The organism is Lacticaseibacillus mingshuiensis (assembly GCF_016861785.1).
GTDB classification, from domain to species: domain Bacteria; phylum Bacillota; class Bacilli; order Lactobacillales; family Lactobacillaceae; genus Lacticaseibacillus; species Lacticaseibacillus mingshuiensis.
In genome coordinates this window covers 322,386-343,346 of the sequence record NZ_BOLS01000001.1, presented here as the reverse complement: position 1 = coordinate 343,346, position 20,961 = coordinate 322,386, and the positions used below count along the sequence as shown (strand labels likewise).

13 protein-coding genes are annotated in these 20,961 nt (G+C 55.0%); 11 read left to right on the top strand and 2 right to left on the bottom strand.

Annotated features, from left to right (window positions below; genetic code table 11):
• The first annotated feature begins 79 nt into the window (after window positions 1-79).
• Entirely contained in the window at window positions 80-2,593 is a 2,514-nt protein-coding gene (gene pglZ, locus JUE67_RS01460) for a BREX-1 system phosphatase PglZ type A (RefSeq protein WP_203636933.1), read from the top strand.
• The gene (gene brxL, locus JUE67_RS01455; protein ID WP_373301783.1) at window positions 2,583-4,640 is read left to right on the top strand and encodes a protease Lon-related BREX system protein BrxL; all 2,058 of its coding nucleotides are present in this window, start codon (window positions 2,583-2,585) and stop codon (window positions 4,638-4,640) included. The genes pglZ and brxL overlap by 11 nt, the downstream gene beginning before the upstream one ends.
• 146 nt (window positions 4,641-4,786) lie before the next feature.
• Here brxL and JUE67_RS01450 read toward each other — a convergent pair whose 3' ends face one another.
• Window positions 4,787-7,276 (bottom strand): BspA family leucine-rich repeat surface protein, encoded by a 2,490-nt coding sequence (locus tag JUE67_RS01450; protein WP_203626020.1) that lies wholly within the window; start codon window positions 7,274-7,276, stop codon window positions 4,787-4,789.
• A gap of 201 nt (window positions 7,277-7,477) precedes the next feature.
• Window positions 7,478-8,650 (bottom strand): HNH endonuclease, encoded by a 1,173-nt coding sequence (locus tag JUE67_RS01445; protein ID WP_203626018.1) that lies wholly within the window; start codon window positions 8,648-8,650, stop codon window positions 7,478-7,480.
• 758 nt (window positions 8,651-9,408) lie between these two features.
• On the opposite strand from JUE67_RS01445, the gene JUE67_RS12845 reads away from it, so the two are divergent.
• The 9 genes from JUE67_RS12845 to tig all read left to right on the top strand — a co-directional run bounded on the left by JUE67_RS12845 (window position 9,409) and on the right by tig (window position 20,739).
• Window positions 9,409-11,502: a winged helix-turn-helix domain-containing protein gene (locus JUE67_RS12845; RefSeq protein WP_308441134.1), complete on the top strand. Its 2,094-nt coding sequence runs from the start codon at window positions 9,409-9,411 to the stop codon at window positions 11,500-11,502.
• Window positions 11,495-12,886 carry a 5-methylcytosine restriction system specificity protein McrC gene (locus JUE67_RS01435; protein WP_203626016.1) on the top strand — a complete coding sequence of 464 codons (1,392 nt, stop codon included), beginning with the start codon at window positions 11,495-11,497 and terminating at the stop codon, window positions 12,884-12,886. Before JUE67_RS12845 ends, JUE67_RS01435 begins: the two co-directional genes overlap by 8 nt.
• A 790-nt stretch (window positions 12,887-13,676) precedes the next feature.
• The gene (locus JUE67_RS01430) at window positions 13,677-14,201 is read left to right on the top strand and encodes a hypothetical protein (protein ID WP_203626014.1); all 525 of its coding nucleotides are present in this window, start codon (window positions 13,677-13,679) and stop codon (window positions 14,199-14,201) included.
• A 558-nt stretch (window positions 14,202-14,759) separates the two neighbouring features.
• A complete protein-coding gene (gene trpD / locus JUE67_RS01425; protein WP_203626055.1) occupies window positions 14,760-15,782 on the top strand; it encodes an anthranilate phosphoribosyltransferase in 1,023 nt (340 codons plus the stop codon).
• A complete protein-coding gene (trpC, locus tag JUE67_RS01420) occupies window positions 15,779-16,573 on the top strand; it encodes an indole-3-glycerol phosphate synthase TrpC (protein ID WP_203626012.1) in 795 nt (264 codons plus the stop codon). Before trpD ends, trpC begins: the two co-directional genes overlap by 4 nt.
• Window positions 16,570-17,145, top strand: a complete 576-nt coding sequence (locus JUE67_RS01415; protein WP_203626010.1) for a phosphoribosylanthranilate isomerase — start codon at window positions 16,570-16,572, stop codon at window positions 17,143-17,145. Before trpC ends, JUE67_RS01415 begins: the two co-directional genes overlap by 4 nt.
• An 82-nt stretch (window positions 17,146-17,227) precedes the next feature.
• On the top strand, window positions 17,228-18,433 hold the full coding sequence (trpB, locus tag JUE67_RS01410; protein WP_203626008.1) for a tryptophan synthase subunit beta: 1,206 nt from the start codon (window positions 17,228-17,230) through the stop codon (window positions 18,431-18,433).
• A complete protein-coding gene (trpA, locus tag JUE67_RS01405) occupies window positions 18,433-19,218 on the top strand; it encodes a tryptophan synthase subunit alpha (RefSeq protein WP_203626006.1) in 786 nt (261 codons plus the stop codon). Before trpB ends, trpA begins: the two co-directional genes overlap by 1 nt.
• Window positions 19,219-19,413: 195 nt before the next feature.
• The gene (gene tig / locus JUE67_RS01400) at window positions 19,414-20,739 is read left to right on the top strand and encodes a trigger factor (protein WP_203626004.1); all 1,326 of its coding nucleotides are present in this window, start codon (window positions 19,414-19,416) and stop codon (window positions 20,737-20,739) included.
• The last annotated feature ends 222 nt before the right edge of the window (window positions 20,740-20,961 follow it).

Sequence of the window (20,961 nt, the reverse complement as noted above, 5' to 3'; positions counted from 1 at the left end):
AGTAAAGAATCGCCGCGTTCGCTATACTTGAAGTAGTTTATACTGCGGTCCGAATGGGAAGAATGGGGATACATAGCACATGGCAGAATTGAACTTGACTCAGATTACAGAGGCGTTGAACGGGATGTTCACACCTAGTAACCACTTTGTCTTTTGGTATGACGACGAAGGTGCGTTTGCTGACAATATAGCGGAATTACGCGAGAACCTGAATGTACCAATCGTTGAGATGGCCGCTAGTCAACAATTTCACACCAAACTCCAGCTGCTTGAGATCCAGGAAGCGGGTGGGAGTGCGCTGGTTTATTCCCCAGTGCCAAAGCCTGCCTTGAATGAAGATTTCTTGGCTGACTTTGAGCGCTTCTCCCGTTCATACTCTGCGGATGCGGTTACGATGTTGCGAGAGGAATTGCAGTTGCCTGCCGATCAGCAGGGTTTTGTTTCCGACCAGCAAGCCTTCTTTGCAAGTAAGGAACGCAAGATGCGTTTTCAGAAGATGTATGGGCCGAAGAAAAATCCGACGCTCACAATGCTTGCTGTGCTATCCAAAGCGGATGAAGTCACTCTTTCTGGCGTGCTTCGGGCGGTCATTCACGAGTCCACCGATGCTGACAATTCCATTCTTTCGAGTTTTGCAAAATACGGTGTGCTGTCTCAATTCTGGGACTTCATTGCCAAGGGATATGGCTATGTACCGGACGAGCCAACGTTGCTTGGTTTGATGTCTGCGATCTTCCTGAATTTTGCCTTTGACCAGGGCCAAGCGGAACTGCCGGATTACTACTACACGTATAAGATCACGCAGGTCAACAATGCCATTTCGTTTATCCAGAATTCGCGTAATCTCTTTACAGCACAGCAAGATATTCAACGTACCGCTGAAGAGGTTTGGCAGGCTGTCGATGCCGCACAACAATTCCAGAAGCTTGATGTGTCTGTTTTGATGCACATCGATGCGTTCCCGCAACTGGATCGAATGATTGTGAAGTGGCTGACGGGGCGTCTGCTTGATGGTGATGTGGCCACGAAGGTCGGGCGTAATACGCTGGATGAACTGATTAGCCAGCGGCAGAATATGACCTATCATGAGCAATATGATCAGGTCTACGAGATCGAGTTGGCGGCGCTTCGTCTGCTGCGCTTCCACAATGCCGGCGACAGCGATGATCTGGGCGGTCTGGTTCAGCGGTATACGACCACTGAATACACGATTGATACCACGTATCGGAAGTTTATTCAGGGGATGCAAAAGGTCAGTCCGGATCAAGAAGACCTCGTTGTTCCGCTGCGTGCCAAAGTTGAAAACACGTATCTAAACGACTATCTGAGTACCTCGATCAACCGCTGGAATCAGGTTTATGCGCCGACAAAAGTCCCAACGCGGAATTTGCAGCGTAAGTTCTACAGCAATTTTGTTTCCAATCAACAGAACCGCACTGTGGTCATTATTTCCGATGCGTTCCGGTTTGAGGCAGCAAAAGAATTACAGGCCCAGCTCGACCAGCAGGACAAATTTGAAACCACCATGGACTGGACGATCACTGGCTTGCCATCAGTGACCTATTTTGGAATGCCCGCGCTCTTACCCAATCATCAGTTGGCCTATGCCGAAGAGAAGAAGGTCATGGTTGACGGCCAGGATTGCGATAGTCTCGAGAAACGCCGAGCGATTTTGCAACAAGAGGATCCGAATTCGGATGCGATTGGCGTGACCGAGTTTCTGGCGATGAGCACCGATGCGCGCACCGCGTTACTGGCTGGCAAGAACACGCTGTACATGTACCATAACGAGATTGATAACACCGGTGAAAGCCCGAGAAGTGAAAATCAGGTCTTCGATGCGGTTACGCGCACCATCGACCAGTTGGGACGCGTGATTGAGATTTTGCGCAATCGCTCGATCCGCAACGTCTTGGTGACGGCTGATCACGGCTTTATTTACCGCTGGGCGCCGATCGATGAGGCCAACAAGATCGATATTAGCAGCTTCCCAACTCTCAAAAAGGAACAGCGCTATGCGTTCAGTGAACATCCGATCGAATTGACCGGCGTTGGTTCACAAAAGATCGGGGATATTCTTGGCAACTCGGATCAACGCTATGTGAACTACCCGACCAACTTCAACATTTTCAAGGCGCCTGGGGCTGGCCAAAATTATGTGCACGGTGGCGCCTCGCTTCAAGAAATGTTGGTGCCGGTGCTTGAGGTCACAACCAAGCGCGGCCGCTCGCAGGCTGAAAATGCACGGATCCATGATGTTACCGCAAATTCGCGCATCACGTCTCGGCAGTTGACGGTTCGCTTGATGCAGGACGATCCAATCAGCGAAGTGGTCACGCCAGCGCACTATTCAATTTATTTCGTGGACGATGCGCATCGCAAGATTTCTGGCGAAACCGCGTTTGTGGCCGATATCAGCGACCCAGATCCAAAGGCGCGCATCAAGCCGGTGCGGGTGACGCTGGCTGAGCAGCCGTTCATTAACGGCCACACGTATCATTTGGTGCTGCACAATGATGAAACCGGCGTGGAATACACATCGGATTATCAAATGGACATTGTGATTCAAGGAGGCTTCGGCTTTGACATCTGATGACGAAATGCAAGAACAACAGCCCAACCAGGACGCGTTGCTGGATAAACTTGAAGCCTATTTTCCCGGCCGCTTTGTGCGCAAGGATCTCACGCAGCGCATCAAGGAAGGCGCTAATGTGCCGACCTATGTGCTGGAATTTTTGCTGGGGCAGTATGCAAGTGGCTCTGATCCGGTGACGATCGAGCGCGGCGTCGAGAATGTGAAGAAGACGCTGGCGAACAATTATGTACGGCCGGATGAGGCGGAGAAGATTAAGTCGAAAATCCGTGAAGTCGGCTCGCATACGGTGATTGATCGGCTTCAGGTTTATTTGAACTCGACGGCTGATCGTTACGAGGCAGCTTTCAGTAATCTCAACCTGGTTGGCGTCCCAATCGACGAGCGCTATGTCCAAGACTATGAACGGCTGCTGGTCGGCGGCATCTGGTCCATCGTCCGCCTCAGCTACGACCACGAGAGCATTGATCATTTCATCATTGAGCAGTTGACGCCGGTTCAGGTGCCGGCCATTCAGATGAGTGAGGTCTATGAGGCACGCCCGCATTTCACGACGGATGAATGGGTCGATCTGTTGTTGCGCTCGATTGGCATGGAGCCCAGCGAGTTTGATCAACGGGTCAAATGGCTCCTGATTTCACGGCTCATTCCGTTTGTTGAAAATAATTATAATTTGGTTGAACTCGGCCCACGTGGCACAGGGAAGTCGCACGTGTATAAGGAGCTGTCGCCAAATACAATTTTGGTTTCCGGCGGGCAGACCACGGTGGCCAACCTGTTTTACAATATGGCTCGCCGTGAAGTCGGACTGGTTGGAATGTGGGATGCGGTGGCGTTCGATGAAGTTGCCGGGATCAATTTCAAAGACCAAGATGGCATTCAGATCATGAAGGACTACATGGCCTCTGGGTCGTTTGTCCGCGGCCGCAACGAGATCCAGGCGGACGCCGGAATGGTGTTTGTTGGGAATATCAATCAAAGTGTCGATGTGATGTTGCGGACATCGAACTTGTTTGAGCCATTTCCACCCGCGATGGGAACCGACACCGCCTTTTTGGATCGCATTCACAACTACCTGCCGGGCTGGGAGATTCCAAAGTACAAGCCTGCGTTCTTCACGAACGGTTACGGGCTGATCACGGATTATCTCGCCGAGGTGATGCGTGAATTGCGGAAAACTGGGTACGGGGATGTTATCGAGGACTATTTCGCGCTGGGCAATCAGTTGAATCAACGTGACACGATTGCGGTACGCAAAACCGTCTCCGGGATGATCAAGTTGCTTTTCCCCGATGGCCAATTCACGAAGGATGAAGTGGCGGAGGTCTTGGCGTTTGCGCTTGAGATGCGGCGTCGGGTGAAGGAACAGTTGAAGAAGATTGGCGGGATGGAATTCTATGACGTCAACTTCTCCTACATCGATCGCGAAACAGGTGAGGAGACTTATGTCACGGTGCCTGAGCAGGGATCCGCGACGCTGATTCCCGTTGGCATTGAAAAGCCAGGCTTCGTGTACACTGTTCAATACGATGAGGCGGAGCGAGTCAGTCTTTTCAAGCTCGAAACGACCAAGGCTCCTGGCAGCGGGAAACTGGATAAGACGGGGATTGGTTCCAATCGGGCGGCCCGTGAAGCGATGGATACGGCGATGCGGTATCTGCTGGTGAATTATAATCAAATCGATCAGCGCATGATGCCGATGAAGCACGCTTATGCAATTCACGTGACCAATCTGAATAGCAATGAGACGAGCGAACATCTCTCGCTTGCGACGTTCATTGCGCTGATTTCAATTTCGGTGGAGCGGCCGACGCTCGACAGCATGGTCGTGCTCGGCGAGATGTCATTGGGCGGGTCCATCGGCAAAGTTGATAACTTGGCGGATATGTTGCAGGTGGCACAGGACAGCGGGGCGAAGAATGTCCTGTTGCCAGCGAGTGCCATGGCCCAGATGGCGACTGTCCCGCCTGAGTTGATGGGTGCGTTTACTTGGGTCACGTATAAAGATGTCGAAGATGCGGCATTTAAGGCGTTTGGATTAAGCTAAAAAAAGTGAGTGTCGGAATTTTGACCGGCACTCCCTTTTTTTGATTCTTAGTAGATTGTTTTGGTTGGTGTTTTGAGTCGATATTCGGTGGTGCCAGACTTGCCCAGCCTTGGCTATCCGCTTGTGTGCTGCCTTCGAGTGCGACGTTATTTTGCGTCATGCCGTTTGCGCCTTGCCCCAAGCGCGAGTCCAACAGCCCCCACGCCCAGCACTGCGACACTAATTCCCTGCATCACCAGCCTGCTGGAACTCCCGGTAGCCGGAAACTGCGACACCCATTTCTCAATGCGAATGGTCAGGTTATCCGAAGTGTCGGCGGAAATAATAATCGATTTGGCCGCCGCATCCCCAGCGTTTACGAAGTCGTATCCGGCTGGCAAAACTGGGGTATAGCTGACGGCGGTGCCAACCAAGCCGTTTACCGTGACGGGATTGCCGACTGGATCGCCGTTTTCGTCGATGTAGGTAATGGTGGCGGTGCCGGGCAGTGCCTCGTAGTGATAGGCGAGGGTGGTGCTTGCGCCGGTTTTTGCGTTGACGGTCTTTTGCGGTGCGCTGGTGGAACCGTCGCTGCCGACAACTTTGTAGCCCGGGATGGCGGGTGGGGTGAATGCGGGCCAGCTGCCATCGTTGGAGCCATCGCCGGTCGGGTGCGCCCCGCCTGCAATCAGGTTGCCGGTGGCGTCGATGCCGGCCGAGACGTGCCAGTAGCTGTCGGAATTTTTCACGATGGCGTGGGTGACGAGGTCATATCTGACGTAACAGAAGTAGGTGATCAGCTGGGTGGTGGTCGTGATCGTCCCGTCCGGCGCGGTGACGGTGATCGTGCGCGTGAATTCGCGGTAGATCGTATTTTTCGTCATGTTGTCCGGATAGGTAAAATCGGTTGGCAACCCCGTGATCGTCGTGTTCCCTGAGATGCCATGCTTGAGGTGGATCACCACGTTGTCGCTGTCGTCGCGGGTCAAAACAATGTTCCCCGTGAGGCTGCCGCTGGCGAGGACGTAATTGGTCGGCACGGTGACGGCGTAGGGCATGGTGGCGCCAGGGAGACCAGAAACGGTGGTGGGAGTGCCGACAATCGTACCGCCGCCGTCATCATCGACGAAGGTGATTGTCGCGGTGGCTTCCAGCGAGGTGAGCACATAAGTATCCGGATTCACGCCCGTATAAGCCGAGGTGGCGGTGGTGCCGGCAACGGTGGTGAGGTCGATGAGGCCTTCTGGGGCGGCGTCGGTGCCTGTTCCAACTGATAGCCAATGGGTCGTTGTGGTGGCGTTTGGCAGGGCTGGTTGGAGCGTGAATTGTGGGCCGAATGTGATCTGGTTGAGGCTGGTCATGCCAGCGAAGATATTGGTAATTCTCCCGGCAGTGAGACTGGCTGTGTTCCATCCATTAAAGTTGAGGGAAGTCAGTTTCGCGGCATTTTGGAACATCATCTGAGCAGAGGTCAGCTGGCCGGTCTGCCACTGGCCGATATTCCCGATGGTGGTCAGGTTAGGCATATTTGCGAACATGGCGGTCGTGTTGGTCACTTTGCTGGTGTTCCAGTTTGCGAGGTTGCCCAAATCCACTAGGCCGCTTCCTTGAAACATGGATTGCATCGTGATCATCGAGGACACGTTCCAGTTGTCGAGATGGCCGATGTCCTGCAACGCGGCTGCATTTTGGAACATGTAGCCCGGATTGACGACATTGCCCATTTGCCATGTGGAGAGGTCGCCGATGTGAATCAGATTTGGCGTTGCGGAAAACATGAAGGTCATGGAGGTCACATTGCTGACGTCCCACGCATCGAGCGCGCCGAGGTCTGTGATGCCGGTGGCGTAGAACATCGACTGCATGTTGGTGACTTTTCCGACGTTCCAGGAGGCGAGGCTCCCAATGGATCGAAGCGCGGAAGTCGAGGTGAACATGTATCCCATGTTGGTGTTTTTGGCCATGTTCCAGTTGCTGAGGTCGCCCACGGAGGTCAACGCGGTGTCGCCATTAAATAAGTTGCTGGAGTTCGTCACGTTGCCGGTGTTCCAGGCGGATAGGTCGAGCTGAGTCAGGTTCGGGAGTTTGTTGAACATAAACATCATGCTTGCGACCTTGGACACGTCCCATCCGGCCAATCCACTGATGGTCTGAACCGGTGTCCCGGCAAACATATAAGCCATGGAAGTCACGTTGCTGGTATCCATATTTTCCAGGCCTGTGATGCTGGTCAGTTTTTGCCAAGCGGTCGTGGTCTGCCCGGCAGAGACGGGCTGGACGCCAAATAGTGTATTAACGGAGGCCGGCAACACGACTTTGCCTTCAACGGCGACCTTGACGATATTGGCGTTATACGCGGCCCAAGGATTGACGGTAGTGTTGGTCGTCACATAGCTCGCCCCAGTGCCCGCGCCAAGGTGGAGCGTCCAGTCGGAGTCGATGGTCCAATTGACGGTGCCCCAAGTCCCGCTGTACATGGTCGTGGCCGCCTGCACGGTTTGACCAGCAGAAGGGGCGGCCGACGATGGCATGGCGATCGCCAATGCCGTGCCGATGCCAAAAACCGCAAGCGCAAGGGCGCCGCGCTTCACCACTTTGAAGTTACGCCTTTGTGTGCGGTGCGGATCCGGTTGATATCGAGTCCCGTGCCTTGTCAATTCAGCTCACCCTTTCACCATCCCGCCCCCACAAGGATGGATTCACCCAACATATTTACGTGTATCATTGCGCATTTTGGGAAAATAGGGAGAAAGTGTAGCATATCTGAACGCTTTTTCAATCAGCAAGCAATCGGAAATCTTTTTCGTAAAAAAACCTCGGGTGAGGAAAAACCCAAGGCTGTAGATAAATTTCAATTGTTAGTTACCACGAAAAATGACATCGTTGTGATACTGTAACGCTTCTGCACTGGGCCTTGCCCGAATTGGCATCTCTAAGGGTTTTCTTGAGAAGGGTTTAAGTGCTTCTTCCAACCTTCTGTCCTCATGAACAACTTTAGCAAGTACCAGTCGATTATTGTGCGCAGGATCAAAGGTAATAAACCCCTGATCAAATGCCCGATCCATTAGGCTTGAGAGACAGATTACATTCGTGGGATCCAGTCTACGTGTTGGATCTTTAGCCCAAGGAATTATATGAGACGCGACTAAAAAATTGCGTGTACTAATTCCTGTTATTGCACAATGAAAGGTATAGTTTGATTTGACAATTTCGGCGAGGACGCCCTGTCCAATACGCTGGGTTTCCAATGACTGCTGTTCTGTAGGTGCATCAGCTCCGGTCTGAATGGTTCTGTAAATTTCTTGCTCCTCCCTTAGAGTTGCAAGGTCATATCGTGTGTTTTGCGTGGAATGGCTGTCAACAAGCGCAATTAGGCCAAAGAAATCGTCTGGGTCTATGCGTGTCATTCCATATTGGTTGAAGAAGTGCATCCAGTCATGTCGTGTACGTGTCTTAAAATGCCACTGAAAACTATTAAGGTCATCGTCCTTCAGCAAGAAATGTTCAAAAGGAAACGCATTGACTAGATTTGCCTTTATATCGCCATTACCCGCGTGTGTGAGACGGCCTATCTGGCCAGCTCCAAAAAAATAGAAATCTCCGGTCTTGCTGGCGGAAGCAGGGCGACGGTAAATAAACCAGTCACCTTCCCGCACTTTTCCAAAAATCCGTTCGTTCCACTGGTAAGTAATAAAGTCTTGGTCTTGATAGTTATTGTCCTTGGTCGCGCCCTTCGTGTCGAGAATGAAGAATCGAGCATCTGCTTTCACAAGAGAACGTAATGTTTGATTAAGGCCGCTACTTTCTTCGTTATCCTCGAGTTGGCTAAAAAATTGAGGAAATGACAATCCATAGAATTGTAGCAACATCTTTAAAGTCTCAAGTTTAGGAGTTGCTTGCCCATTTTCAATACTAGTCAAAGCATTCAACGAGATTTCATTGTGATCCACGACCGTTTGGCGCGAAACATTCTTTGAAACACGTAGTTGATATAAGCTATGTCCAAATTGCCGTGCTAATTGATCAGTCATTATTTCACCATCCATACTTCTATGACTGTATTCTAACAATTATTACGCTGTAAATATTACCAAGTAGACTTGGTTTTTTTCTGAAACGAAAAGTTTCCACGAAAATAATTGAGAGAGCGTAATTAAACGGGCCCTATTGAATTGCACATTATCTAAAGCAATCACGTTCTATAACTGATATCAGTTGATGACAAACGTGCTTGCGGCCCATTTATGGCTAAGGAGTGCGAATTTGAGAGCCGATTACCAAAGAATGAAGAGGGCAAGCGTGATACATCAACTCCCTAAGGCATCGAGGTACAAAGAATAATTAACAGGCACCCGTTGTGGCCCAGACCATCCGGCTTCGAGCATACAGCATCAAGCCGGAAGGTAGCGGATCAGTCCGTCGTTAGTGGATTCTACTGTTCTCCTTCCAGAGTTCATGCGGACAGGGGAGCTTTGATTACCACATCAAGTGATCGCAAAATTGCATTGGAAACAGCCGAAAGTTTGTCTTTTTTTTGATTGATGGCCCAAGACTGGCTGGATTGCTGTTGATGTATTCTGTTGCAGTGCAGTCCACAAGTAAGCCACCTCTTGAATTATTAAGTGTAGATGGATTTTTTGATACTCAGTCTTTATTGTATTGCTGTATTCGTATTAACAGTGTCAGGTTAGGCTGGCCGAGCCCTATTTTCCCGCTTGCAAAATCCCTCAGATAGCCGAAAATAAAGAGAGAAAGCATTTCCCGCACGCGGGCAAGGAAGGAGTCGCTCATGAAAGTCGAATACAAACAGCTTCAGATCGCAAAGGATGGGGTGCCAGGGCTCGAAAGCATGCTGGCCGTTTTGCTTGGGACAGCTCTAGAAAAACCGGAATGGCGCGGCAAGGACCTGGTCGCGAAGGCTATCGATTCGATCGGCTTGCCGGATGATCTGCGGAATGCGACGAGCGGCAGTAGCAATGCCAATACGATCGAAAATCGTTGTTGGTGGGCGTTGTTCGAGTTGACGACAGCTGCTATGCTAGAGCGGCCGCGGCGGGGCTATTATCAGATCACTGAGCTTGGCGAAAAGCTATATCACGAATATGGGTTCAATCTGACACGCAATCTGGTACATCAACAGGATGCCTACCAGGCCCATCTTGCCGAAATAGCTCAAAATAATCAGGCGAATGACGACGAATCGGATGATGGCAATGGTGAGGGGGCTGAACTCCGGGCAGAGGACGAGGCCGATGACTCGATTGCCAGTGCCTCCGACGCCCCCAAAGACGCCCGGGTCGAGGCACTCCTCCCAATCGCGCAAGAGTTGATCGAGTATGTCGATTGGGCGCTGGCGCACAACGGCGGTGACTATGATGCGGACAAGGCGCAGGACAACCGCTGGATTCGCGGCTTCCGCAAGCGTGACAAGCTGTCTGAGATCGTGATCGGCGGCCGGGAGATCGGCTGGAATTTTGGCCGAGCGTTTGGCGGTAGCCACATCAGCGCGACCCCTTATTTGAATGCGGGCGTGACGAATTTTACCTATGACATTTCCGACCCCAATCACCCGGCGCTGCGCGTAGATCTGTACGATGACAGGGCCAACAACAAGACCACGCTTTTTGCCACGCCGCTCAGTGGGGCGCAGGTGACGGCTGATGAGATTCGCGTGGTCGCCCGCGTCTTCTGGCAAGAGGTCGACAAGCACCCCAAAGAGGAGGATAAGGTCAAGACGACAGCGGCACGGCCTGAGATCAAAGCGCCCGAGATCGAAAAATACGCTAGGGCCCTGACCACCTCGGCCAACGTGATCTTCCGCGGCGCGCCTGGCACAGGCAAGACGTACCTGGCGAAAATGGTTGCGGCTTACATCATCAGTGGCCACACGACCACCAGCGTGAAGGACCTGACTGCCGAGGAGAAAACGCGGCTGGGGTTCGTGCAGTTCCATCCGAGCTATGATTACACGGATTTTGTCGAAGGCTTGCGGCCCCATGTCAGCAAGAAAGACGAGCAGATGACGTTCCGCCTGGAGCCTGGCACGTTCAAGGCGTTTTTGCAGGACGCGATCGACGAGCAGACGGCTAATGGCGACGCGGCCAAGCCTTATGTATTCATTATCGACGAGATCAACCGCGGCGAGATCGGCAAAATTTTCGGCGAGTTGTTCTACGCTATCGATCCCGGCTACCGTGGCCCGGCCGGCGCGGTGTCGACGCAGTACGCGAACCTCCACGCCAGCGACGACGCGGACGCCGATAAGTTGTATGTGCCGGAGAACGTCTACATTCTCGGCACGATGAACGACATCGACCGCTCCGTCGACAGCTTCGACTTCGCCATGCGCCGGCGCTTCCGCTTCATGAATATCACGGCAGACGAGCGCAAGGGCATGCTCAGCGAGCTGAAAAATAAGCAGAATCTGGCGCAGACGATCATGACCGATCTTAACGTGGCGATCGAGCACACGGATGGGCTCAACGAAAATTATGACCTTGGACCATCGTATTTCCTGAAGCTCAGCGAGATCAGCCCCGCCGAACTCTGGTCGCAATACCTGGAACCGCTGTTGGCCGAGTACATTCGCGGGATGGTGGATGACCAGCGTCAACTGGAAGCGTACAAGGCGATCTTCGATGCCGCGGTGAAAAAAGCGGGCGCGACCTCGCAGCGTGGGGATGGGCAGGCTGCCGGGGTGGCGACTGCCGGAGAAACGTCTGGCGAAACCGGCACATCGAGCACAACCGCAACCTTGGTAGCGGCTGAGTCCGATGAACCGGCAGATTCTGACGAACCGGTGACATCTGACGACCCGGCTAAGTCTGACGAAACCCCATCTTCACCAGCCGCGACCCTAACGACAGGCGAGCAGGATGAGTAGCGTCGCGCGGGCGTCCATACGCGATAACAATCCAGTCGCCCCCGCGACTTTGGCGCAGTTGCCCGAGCTGGCGGCTGTTTTGACGGATCGGACGCTGGGCCAGTTGAAGGGCGATGACCTGTTTGTTTTTCCTGCCTTCGACGCGGTCGACTCGGGTGATCCGAATGCGGCGGACCAGCAGGATCTCACGGCCGATCAGAAGGTGCTGTTCACAAAGCAGCGCCAGGTCTGGGCTGGAAATGTTATGGGGTTTATTGGCAAAGGTGACGAGCAGCTCATGATCACCTCGCGCTTCGTCCGTCCGGGTCGGCAGGATCATTTTTTCCAATACCTGTTGGCGAAGGTGCTGGGGACGCCGAATGTGGTCGATCTGTCCACGACGGGGTCGGCGCAGCGGCCGTTGGTGGATCTGCTTCGGTATTCGTTTCCGCTCTACCTGCGACGGGCGCTGCGCAAGGGGCTGTATAAGACGTACATTCGCCGCGAGGAAAATGAGGCGGCGGTGCGCGGGCCGATCGATGTTGCCCGCCATCTTCGGCAAAACACGCCGTTTCTCGGGAATGTCGCGTACAGCCGGCGTGAGCTCACGGCGGATAATCACGTGTTCCAATTGGTGCAGGCGACGATCGACATGCTGGTGGGGCAGGCGGGCGGCCGAAAATTGTTGGCCAGCGTCAGCGATGAGGTCGCCCTGGTTCGCGAGGCAGTCGGCGGGCGGCATGGGGATGTGCGGCAGCTGATCAACGTCAACCAGCAGCGGCCCGTGATGCACGCGTATTATCGGGAGTACAGGGACTTGCAGCGGCTGTGTTTGCTGTTGCTTCAGCATCGCCAGATTCAGCTCGGCCTTGGCACCCGGCAGGTCTACGGCATCTTGTTCGATGGCGCGTGGCTGTGGGAGGAGTATTTGAACTCACTGCTGGCGCCGGCGGTCATGCATCCGCGGAACAACTCTAAAAAACTCAAGCAGTTTCTATTTTTCGACGAGGAGACCGGTCGTAATAAGGGGTCGATCTTCCCGGATTTCATTCGCGACGCGCCGCGGGTGATCGTCGACGCGAAGTACAAGCCGTATGGGAACATCGGTGGCCGCGATTACCAGCAGATGCTGGCGTATCTGCTGAGGTTCGAGTCGCGCCACGGCTATTATCTGTATCCGGAACAGGGCACCCAGCTCGAGCACCCGCTGTTGGTGCGGCAGGGGCTGGATGCGGTGCCGGACGAGTCGGGCCGGCCGGATCCATCCGCCATTCAACATGAATGGGACTTGGATCGCATTGGGCTACATATTCCGCAAGACTGCGCGGACTACCCGGCGTTTGAGGCGGCGATGGCGACGAGCGAGGCTCAGCTGAAAAGACGGCTGGGGCTGCCGATCGATTGAGGGGTGGATGTTGCGCAAAAAAATGGGACGGCCCATCGCGGGGTCGTCCCATTCGTATATGTGCACAAAGATTCGCCCAAATTTTTGTGCACGTTTAGATTTTTTGTCGATTCTCACTTTTTTGAAAAAAGGTCAGAATCGAAAATGAATATTTTGGCCCCTATGTACGACAAACACACCGGTCGACGTGTCTTTTCAGGCATGGCCAGTGTGTTTGCGTGATTTTAGATTAAGAGACTGCGGGGCCTTGCTTGTAGGGCTTGGCGCGATCAGATTTCAACGGCGACAGCGTGATCAAAGTTCGATGCTTGCTGCCGGACAACGGTGGTACTGGTAACACGGTGGTACTGGTAGAACGGGTAGAACGATGAATCTGTGAAACGCCCACTCACCTAATTTATGACACCACTGACTCGGATGCCCTTCATAGCAGCTACTCTAGGTTTGCTCGAGGAATCCCTCCCCGCTGGGTCCGCCTGTCTCCGGGAGATCAGTTCGTGTGGCCACACCGAACACCCTTCCACTGTGCGATTACTATAGCACCGTGAAAACGGTTTTGTCAACTTTATTAGGGAACAATTGAAATGCGATAAACCGTTGATATTCCGGCATTAGCGCAGATGTCTTGTCAGTGGCTGATATATTTATTTAAAATAACTTTTACGGCGGCGAGGCCTGGTCTCATCCAACGACTTTTCCTCAAAGTCACTGCGCCGCCATCCGCTCATTTGCCATTGCGACCCGGCCGCGACCGGTGTCATAATGGCTGTATTAGAAATGAGGCCAAACAATGATATCGATTTTTTCAACCATGGTGATCGCCGCGGCAAGCCTCGTGATCATGGGCATCGGCGCCGTGATCGTGATCGCGCTGCTGATTCTGCTGGAAGTCAACCGCGCCCGCGCAGTGAACAGCTTCACGCCCAAACCGCAGGCGGCGCCCGAGCCGACCGTCGACGTGGACATCGACCAGTTCATCTGCGGCGAGGTCGCGAAACTGACCGTGCCCGATCAGCCACTCACGGTTTTCGACAAGCGCGGTCGGGCCAGTGAAAAGACGTTGGTGCAGGCCGCCACGGATGCGGTGCGGGATCAATTTGCCGGCCAGGCCGTGACTCAGCAAACATTAACGCATATGGGGGCGGTGATCCAGCGAACAGTGCCGCTGCTCATGTGGCGCAGTGCGGTGGGGCAGCTGCTGGTGGATCCGCGGCGGCTCTCCGGACTTGCGCAGTTGCCGGAATATGCGGCCGTGAAAGATCAGTTGCCGACGGAGGCGCAGGCGCATGCGCTGGCCGCGGCGCTGACCAAGTAGGGTGTCGGTCCACTTTTGATGGCCGGGGTCTTGTTATATTGTCATTTGGTAATACTGTAATAGCGGGCAGGGACACGCCGTCCGCCAATAAAATGTGAAATTATTTTCCGTGAGGGCTTGACGGCCGCAATTATTCCGTCTAGTCTATGCGGTAACAAAATAGTTCGTCCATAAACCGTGGAAGTGGAGATCAAAACTGTTGTGCACGCAAAGAGAGTCGCCGGAGATGAGAGTGCGACCGAACGCAGGCAGTCAAATGGACCACTGAGGGTTCCCCCAAAAGCAAGGCGAGTCAGGGGAAACGTGAGGCATACGTCAGTTGTCGGCAGGGTGTTGGCCCTGTGCTAAGTGGGTGACTCGTTTTTTTGAGTCGCTAATTAAGGTGGCACCGCGGAGATAATTCCGTCCTTAAGCAGTTCTATGAAACTGTTTATGGGCGGATTTTTTGTATTCTTCCGAAAGCCGGTGTCGTGATGCACAACTTATTTTTTAAACGATGGCAACGCCCAAATTGTCGACTGTCACTTTTCTCAAGGACTGTCCAAGGAGGACGCAATGATGATCAACGAAACGATTCAAACACTATTGGACCAGAAAGATCTGACGTTTGCTGAAACGAAGGCCACACACGATGAATTGATGAGCGGAGAGACGCCGGATGCGCTGATCGCCAGCTATTTGACCGCCATGGCGGCCAAGGGAGCGACGGCCACGGAGATCGCCGGCGCGGCGGATTCGATGCGGCAAAAGGCGTTGGCGTTTGACCCGCAGGAACCAGTGCTCAAGGTGGTCGGCACGGGCGGCGACCATGCGAACACGTTCAATATTTCCACGACCAGCCTGTTTGTCATTGCGGCGGCAGGGGTGAAGATCGCCAAGCACGGCAACCGGGCGGCGAGCTCGCGGTCTGGGGCCGCCGATGTGCTGGAGGCGCTGGGGTTTGATATCAACGCCTCGGTTGCAACGAGTGAGGCGCTTTTGGCCAAATACAATCTCTGCTTCCTTTTTGCCCAGAAATATCATCAGGCGATGCGCTTTGTCGGGCCGACGCGCAAGGTGCTCGGCTTCCCGACGATCTTCAATCTGATCGGGCCGCTGAGCAATCCGGCGAAACCGACTTACGAGCTCCTGGGCGTGTATCGCAAGGATCTCCTCCAACCGATGGCGGAAGCGCTGGTGCAGCTGGGCGTGGTCAAGGGCATGGTGATTCGCGGCGAGGATGGCTTGGATGAGATCACAGTGGCCGGCAAGACGGATGCCATTTTCATCGATCACGGCCAGCTGACTGACATGACGCTCGACCCGCAAGATTACGGCATCGCCATTGCGGATCAGGCGGCGCTGGTCGGTGGGACCCCAGCTGAAAATGCGGTGATCACGCGGCGCATTCTCAGCGGGCAAGACCAAGGCGCCAAACGCGATGCCGTGCGGATGAATGCCGGGGTCGCGATTTACCTCGCAGGCGGGGCGCCGTCGATCAAGGCCGGCATCGCAAAGGCAACGGAGATCTTGGCGAACGTCGCGGCGTCGCGGCTATTGGACACGGTGCTCGCCGCCAATGGCAAGAAGGTGAGTGCATGATCCTGGACGACTTGGTCGCGGCCACGAAAACGCGGCTGGCCAACGCCGAAGCGACCAAGCCGCTGGCCCAGGTGCGAGCGGCGGCTTTGGCCACGCCAGTCCCGACTGGCGGCGCCCGCTTTCTTGAGGCGCTTGCGGCGCATTTTGGCTTGATCGCCGAGTTGAAGCAGGCCTCGCCGTCAAAAGGGGTGATCGCCACCGAGTTTCCCGTGGCCCAGATCGCGGCCGATTATGAGGCTGGCGGCGTGGATGCGATGTCTGTGTTGACGGAGCCGACGTTTTTTCACGGCAGTCTGGCGACGCTGACTGAAGTGGCGGCCCAGACGCAGGTGCCACTTTTGCGGAAGGATTTTATCCTGGATGACCGCATGTTGCTCGAGGCGCGGGCGGCCGGAGCGAGCCTGGCGCTTTTGATCGTTGGCATTTTGGCTGACGGCCAGTTGCGCGAGCTATATACGACCGCTTTGAAGCTGGGGCTGTTGCCGTTGGTAGAATGCCACAACCCGGACGAGATCAGGCGGGCGCTGGTGCTTGATCCGCAACTGATCGGCGTCAATAACCGCGACCTCCGCGATTTTTCCGTCGATTTTGAAAATAGTATCCGGTTGCGGGCCATGGTGCCGCCAACAATCAAAGTGATCGCTGAAAGTGGCCTCACGGAACCCGGTCAGCTGACGGTGCTACGGCGGGGCGGGTTGAACGGGGCGCTGATCGGCGAAACGTTCATGCGGGCGACGAACCGGCGCGCCACGGTGCAGCGGTACCGGGCGGCGAGTGAGGCGGCGCTATGACGCAGGTCAAAGTGTGCGGTTTGATGACCGCTGCGGATGTCGCGTTGGTGAATGCGCTGCGGCCAGACTTGGTCGGATTTGTCCTGGCGGCGGGCCGGCATCAGCGGACGACTGCCGAGGTGCTTGCGTTGGCCAAGCAGGTCGCGCCGGGCATTCGGCGAGTCGCGGTGGTGGTCGCGCCTGATTTTGACCAGCTCGCGAGCCTCGCTTCGGCCGGAACCATCGACACGGTGCAGTTTCACCGGCCGGCGACGCTTGCCCAGGTGCAACGCGCCCGCGCCCTGGGGCTGACCACGATCGCGCGAGTTTCAGAGGCAAGCCCCGAGACGCCGGCGGATGTGGCATTGGTGGATGCCGGCGATGGCAGCGGGCAGACGCTTGATTGGCGGGCGCTGCCGGCCTTTTCCCAACCGTTGATGTTGGCGGGCGGGCTGGATGCGGCCAATGTGGCACAGGCGATCGCGCTGGTGCATCCGGCGATCGTGGATGCGTCGAGCCGGCTGGAAACCGGCGGCGCGAAGGACCCAGCGAAGGTCGCGGCGTTTATCGCGGCGGCCCGGAATGCGGAGTGACGCTGAACTGATCGGCGTGACCGAAGCAAGAGCGGTGTGACCGAATCAAGATCGGTGTTTTCAAAGAAAGAAGTTTTTATAAATGACAGAATCGAAAAATATCCCAGAAACAAGTGACACCCGCTTCGGCGATTTTGGCGGGCAGTATGTGCCGGAAACGCTGATGACCGAGCTGGAAAAATTGACAGCGTGCTTCAACGAAGCCCAGGCGGATCCGGATTTTCAAGCCGAGTTCCACCGTCTTTTGAATGAGTATGCCAATCGGCCGTCACTGCTCTATTTTGCGAAACGAATGACCGAGGACCTTGGCGGCGCGAAGATCTATCTCAAGCGCGAGGACCTCAATCACACCGGGGCGCATAAGATCAACAATGTGCTCGGGCAGGTGCTGCTGGCGCGGCGGCTGGGCAAGACTCGGCTGATCGCGGAGACGGGCGCAGGCCAACATGGCGTGGCGACGGCGACGGTGGCGGCGCTGTTCGGCATGGACTGCGAGGTGTTCATGGGCAAGGAAGACACCGAACGGCAAAAACTCAATGTGTATCGCATGGAGCTCCTGGGCGCGAAGGTCACGGCGGTCACAAGCGGCCAGGGTCTGTTGAAGGACGCGGTCAACGCGGCGCTGCAGGATTGGGCGGCACGGCCGGAGGATACCTATTATGTGATCGGCTCGGCGATGGGCCCGGCGCCATATCCGGCGATGGTCCACGCGTTTCAAAGCGTGATCTCCACCGAAGCCAAGCAACAGCTTCAAACCGTTGAAGGCCGTCTGCCGGATGCGGTTGTCGCCTGCGTGGGCGGTGGCTCCAACGCAATTGGAAGTTTTGCGGCGTTCATCGGCGATCCCAGTGTGCGGCTGATCGGCGTCGAGGCGGCTGGCCAAGGTGTGGACTCTGGCAAAACAGCGGCCACGCTTGAAAAAGGCAGCGCCGGCATTTTTCACGGGATGAAGTCGATCTTCCTGCAAAATGGCGATGGTCAGATCGATAAGGTCTACTCGATCTCGGCGGGGCTGGATTATCCCGGCGTCGGCCCGGAGCATGCGGCGCTGCAAGCCAGCGGACGCGCAGATTATGTGGGCATCACCGATGACGAGGCCGTCGCGGCGTTTGAGTACATTGCGAAAATGGAAGGCATCATCGCGGCAATCGAAAGCTGTCACGCTGTCGCCTATGTGCAAAAGCTGGCGCCGACCATGCGCAAGGATCAGATCATCATTTGCACGCTGTCCGGCCGCGGCGATAAAGACGTCGCGCAGATCGCGAGCTTAAAGGGGGTGGCATTATAATGAACCCATTACGCAAAGCATTTGAACACGGCCCAGCCTTTATCCCGTTCGTGACAGCCGGCGACCCGTCTGCGGAAAAAACGGTCGCGTATGTCGTCGCATTGGCCAACGCCGGGGCGGATATCGTTGAGCTCGGCGTGCCTTTTTCCGACCCGATCGCCGATGGTCCCGTGATTCAGGCGGCTGGCCTGCGCGCGTTTGCGGGTGGCGTCACCGTTGAGCGGGTCTTTGACATCGTCGCCGCCATTCGCCAGCAGACCCAGGTCCCGTTGGTATTTTTGACCTACGCGAACATCCCATTTAAATATGGGTACGAGCGGTTCTGCGCGCGGTGCGCAAAATTGAAGGTGGCCGGCTTAGTGATCCCGGATCTGCCCGCGGAAGAGGCGGGCGAATTATTGCCGGCCGCCTCACAAAACGGGGTGGCGATCATTCCACTCGTCAGCCCAACGTCTGGGCACCGCTTGGCCAAATTGACCGCGCATGCGGATGGCTTTGTCTACATCGTCTCGGCGCTTGGCGTCACGGGTACGCGGGATGGGTTCGCGCAAAATCTCGACGACCTGATCGCTGATCTTCGCAACGTCACTGATGCACCGCTTTGCGTGGGCTTTGGCATCCACACGCCCGAGCAGGCTTCTGCGATCGCAGGGCAGGCGGATGGCGTGATCGTCGGCAGTGCGATCGTTAAATTGATCGCCGATGCACCGGATGACCTGGCTGGATTGGCTGAGTATGCCGGGGCGATGGCGGATGCGACACATTCGGGGCGGGGGCAGGCGTAGACGGCTGTCGACCGAACTGTGCGCCTTTATAATAGAAGAAACAGGTTTGCGGGTTGTGTTTTTCCTTGGTACTAAAACCGCTGCTCCGCCATCCCGCGAGCCTTCGCACCCTATTTTCGTTTACAAACCGCATCTGGTCGGGTATCATAGCAAGGTATGCAATACGAATAATTAGAATAATGGCGGAGGTACAGCATGGCTGCAAAATGGGAAAAACAAGGCGCAACAACTGGTGCGCTGACCTTTGAAATCGCACAGGATAAGATCAAGGAAGGGCTGGACAAGGCGTTCACCCGGGTAAAGAAGACGCTGAACGTCCCTGGCTTCCGAAAGGGCCACGTTTCCCGCACGATTTTCGACCGGATGTATGGCGAATCCGCCTTGTATGAAGACGCACTGAACATCGTTTTGCCAGACGCATACGACGCAGCGGTCACTGAAACAGGAATCGACCCTGTTGACCAGCCGTCTGTTGATGTTGAATCGATGGATGAAGACAAGCCGTGGGTCATCAAGGCGACGGTCACCGTTAAGCCGGATGTCACACTTGGCGACTACAAGGGTCTGACTGTTGATAAGCCAGACCGCGAAGTTTCCGACGACGAGGTCGCAAGCGAACTCGACAAGCGCCGCGAAGCCCAGGCGGAACTGGTTGTCAAAGATGACACCCCAGCTGAAAATGGCGACACCGTGACGATCGATTATGTCGGCACGTCTGACGGCAAAGAATTCGATGGCGGCTCTGCGAAGAACTACTCGCTTGAACTGGGCTCGAACTCCTTCATTCCTGGTTTTGAAGACCAACTCGTTGGCCACAAAGCCGGTGAAGATGTCCTTGTCAAAGTGACCTTCCCTGAAAACTATCAGGCAGAAGAGCTCAAAGGCAAAGATGCCGAATTCCAAGTGACCATCCATGAAGTCAAGGAAAAGCAGCTGCCTGCACTTGATGATGATTTTGCCAAGGATCTCGACGAAGACGTTGACACTTTGGAAGAATTGAAGATCAAGGTCAAGTCCGAACTTCAGCAAAAGAAGGATGACGCCGCCGAGGACGCGATCCAGGAACAGGCTATCAGCGAAGCCGTTGATAACGCGACGATCGAAGAGATCCCGCAAGCCATGATCGACACGGAAGTTCACAACCAACTCGACCAGTACATGGGCAACATGCAGCGTCAGGGCATCAACCCACAGATGTACTACCAGCTGACTGGCACCACCGAAGACGATCTGAAGAAGCAGTTCACTGCTGACGCAGCAAGCCGCGTTAAGACTTCCCTTGTTCTGGAAGCCATCGTGGCAAGCGAAAAGATCGAAGCAACGGACGAGCAAGTCAACGCCGAGATCAAGGACCTCGCCGGCGAGTACAACATGAGCGAAGATGCCGTTCGCAAGGCGCTGACCGAAGACATGCTCAAGCATGATATCGGCGTCAAGGATGCCATCAAGATCATCACCGACAGTGTCAAAGAAGTTGAACCAAAGGCTGATGACAAAAAAGAAGACGCAGAAGAGAAGTAATTCTTGATGCGCGAGGAACCGTCTCTGTTTTCGGACAGAGGCGGTTTTTTTATAGGGTGTGAAGTGCGGCGTTCAGGTCTGAGCAGCTAGTGTGGCCTGGGCGCTTGGTGGCGCCTCTTGCCACCGACTGACCAGGTCGGCTAGATGCCTCAGACCCGCCGCGTTGAGGCCAACTACGCGCGGCAGGGCACTTATTGATCAATTTAACCGGTTCAAGTATTT

Excerpts from the sequence above, each read along its gene's own strand:
- pglZ (WP_203636933.1), top strand. The coding sequence starts at position 80 with ATGGCAGAATTGAACTTGACTCAGATTACAGAGGCGTTGAACGGGATG.
- JUE67_RS01445 (WP_203626018.1), bottom strand. The coding sequence starts at position 8,650 with ATGACTGATCAATTAGCACGGCAATTTGGACATAGCTTATATCAACTA.
- JUE67_RS12845 (WP_308441134.1), top strand. The coding sequence starts at position 9,409 with ATGAAAGTCGAATACAAACAGCTTCAGATCGCAAAGGATGGGGTGCCA.
- JUE67_RS01435 (WP_203626016.1), top strand. The coding sequence starts at position 11,495 with ATGAGTAGCGTCGCGCGGGCGTCCATACGCGATAACAATCCAGTCGCC.
- JUE67_RS01430 (WP_203626014.1), top strand. The coding sequence starts at position 13,677 with ATGATATCGATTTTTTCAACCATGGTGATCGCCGCGGCAAGCCTCGTG.
- trpD (WP_203626055.1), top strand. The coding sequence starts at position 14,760 with ATGATCAACGAAACGATTCAAACACTATTGGACCAGAAAGATCTGACG.
- trpC (WP_203626012.1), top strand. The coding sequence starts at position 15,779 with ATGATCCTGGACGACTTGGTCGCGGCCACGAAAACGCGGCTGGCCAAC.
- JUE67_RS01415 (WP_203626010.1), top strand. The coding sequence starts at position 16,570 with ATGACGCAGGTCAAAGTGTGCGGTTTGATGACCGCTGCGGATGTCGCG.
- trpB (WP_203626008.1), top strand. The coding sequence starts at position 17,228 with ATGACAGAATCGAAAAATATCCCAGAAACAAGTGACACCCGCTTCGGC.
- trpA (WP_203626006.1), top strand. The coding sequence starts at position 18,433 with ATGAACCCATTACGCAAAGCATTTGAACACGGCCCAGCCTTTATCCCG.
- tig (WP_203626004.1), top strand. The coding sequence starts at position 19,414 with ATGGCTGCAAAATGGGAAAAACAAGGCGCAACAACTGGTGCGCTGACC.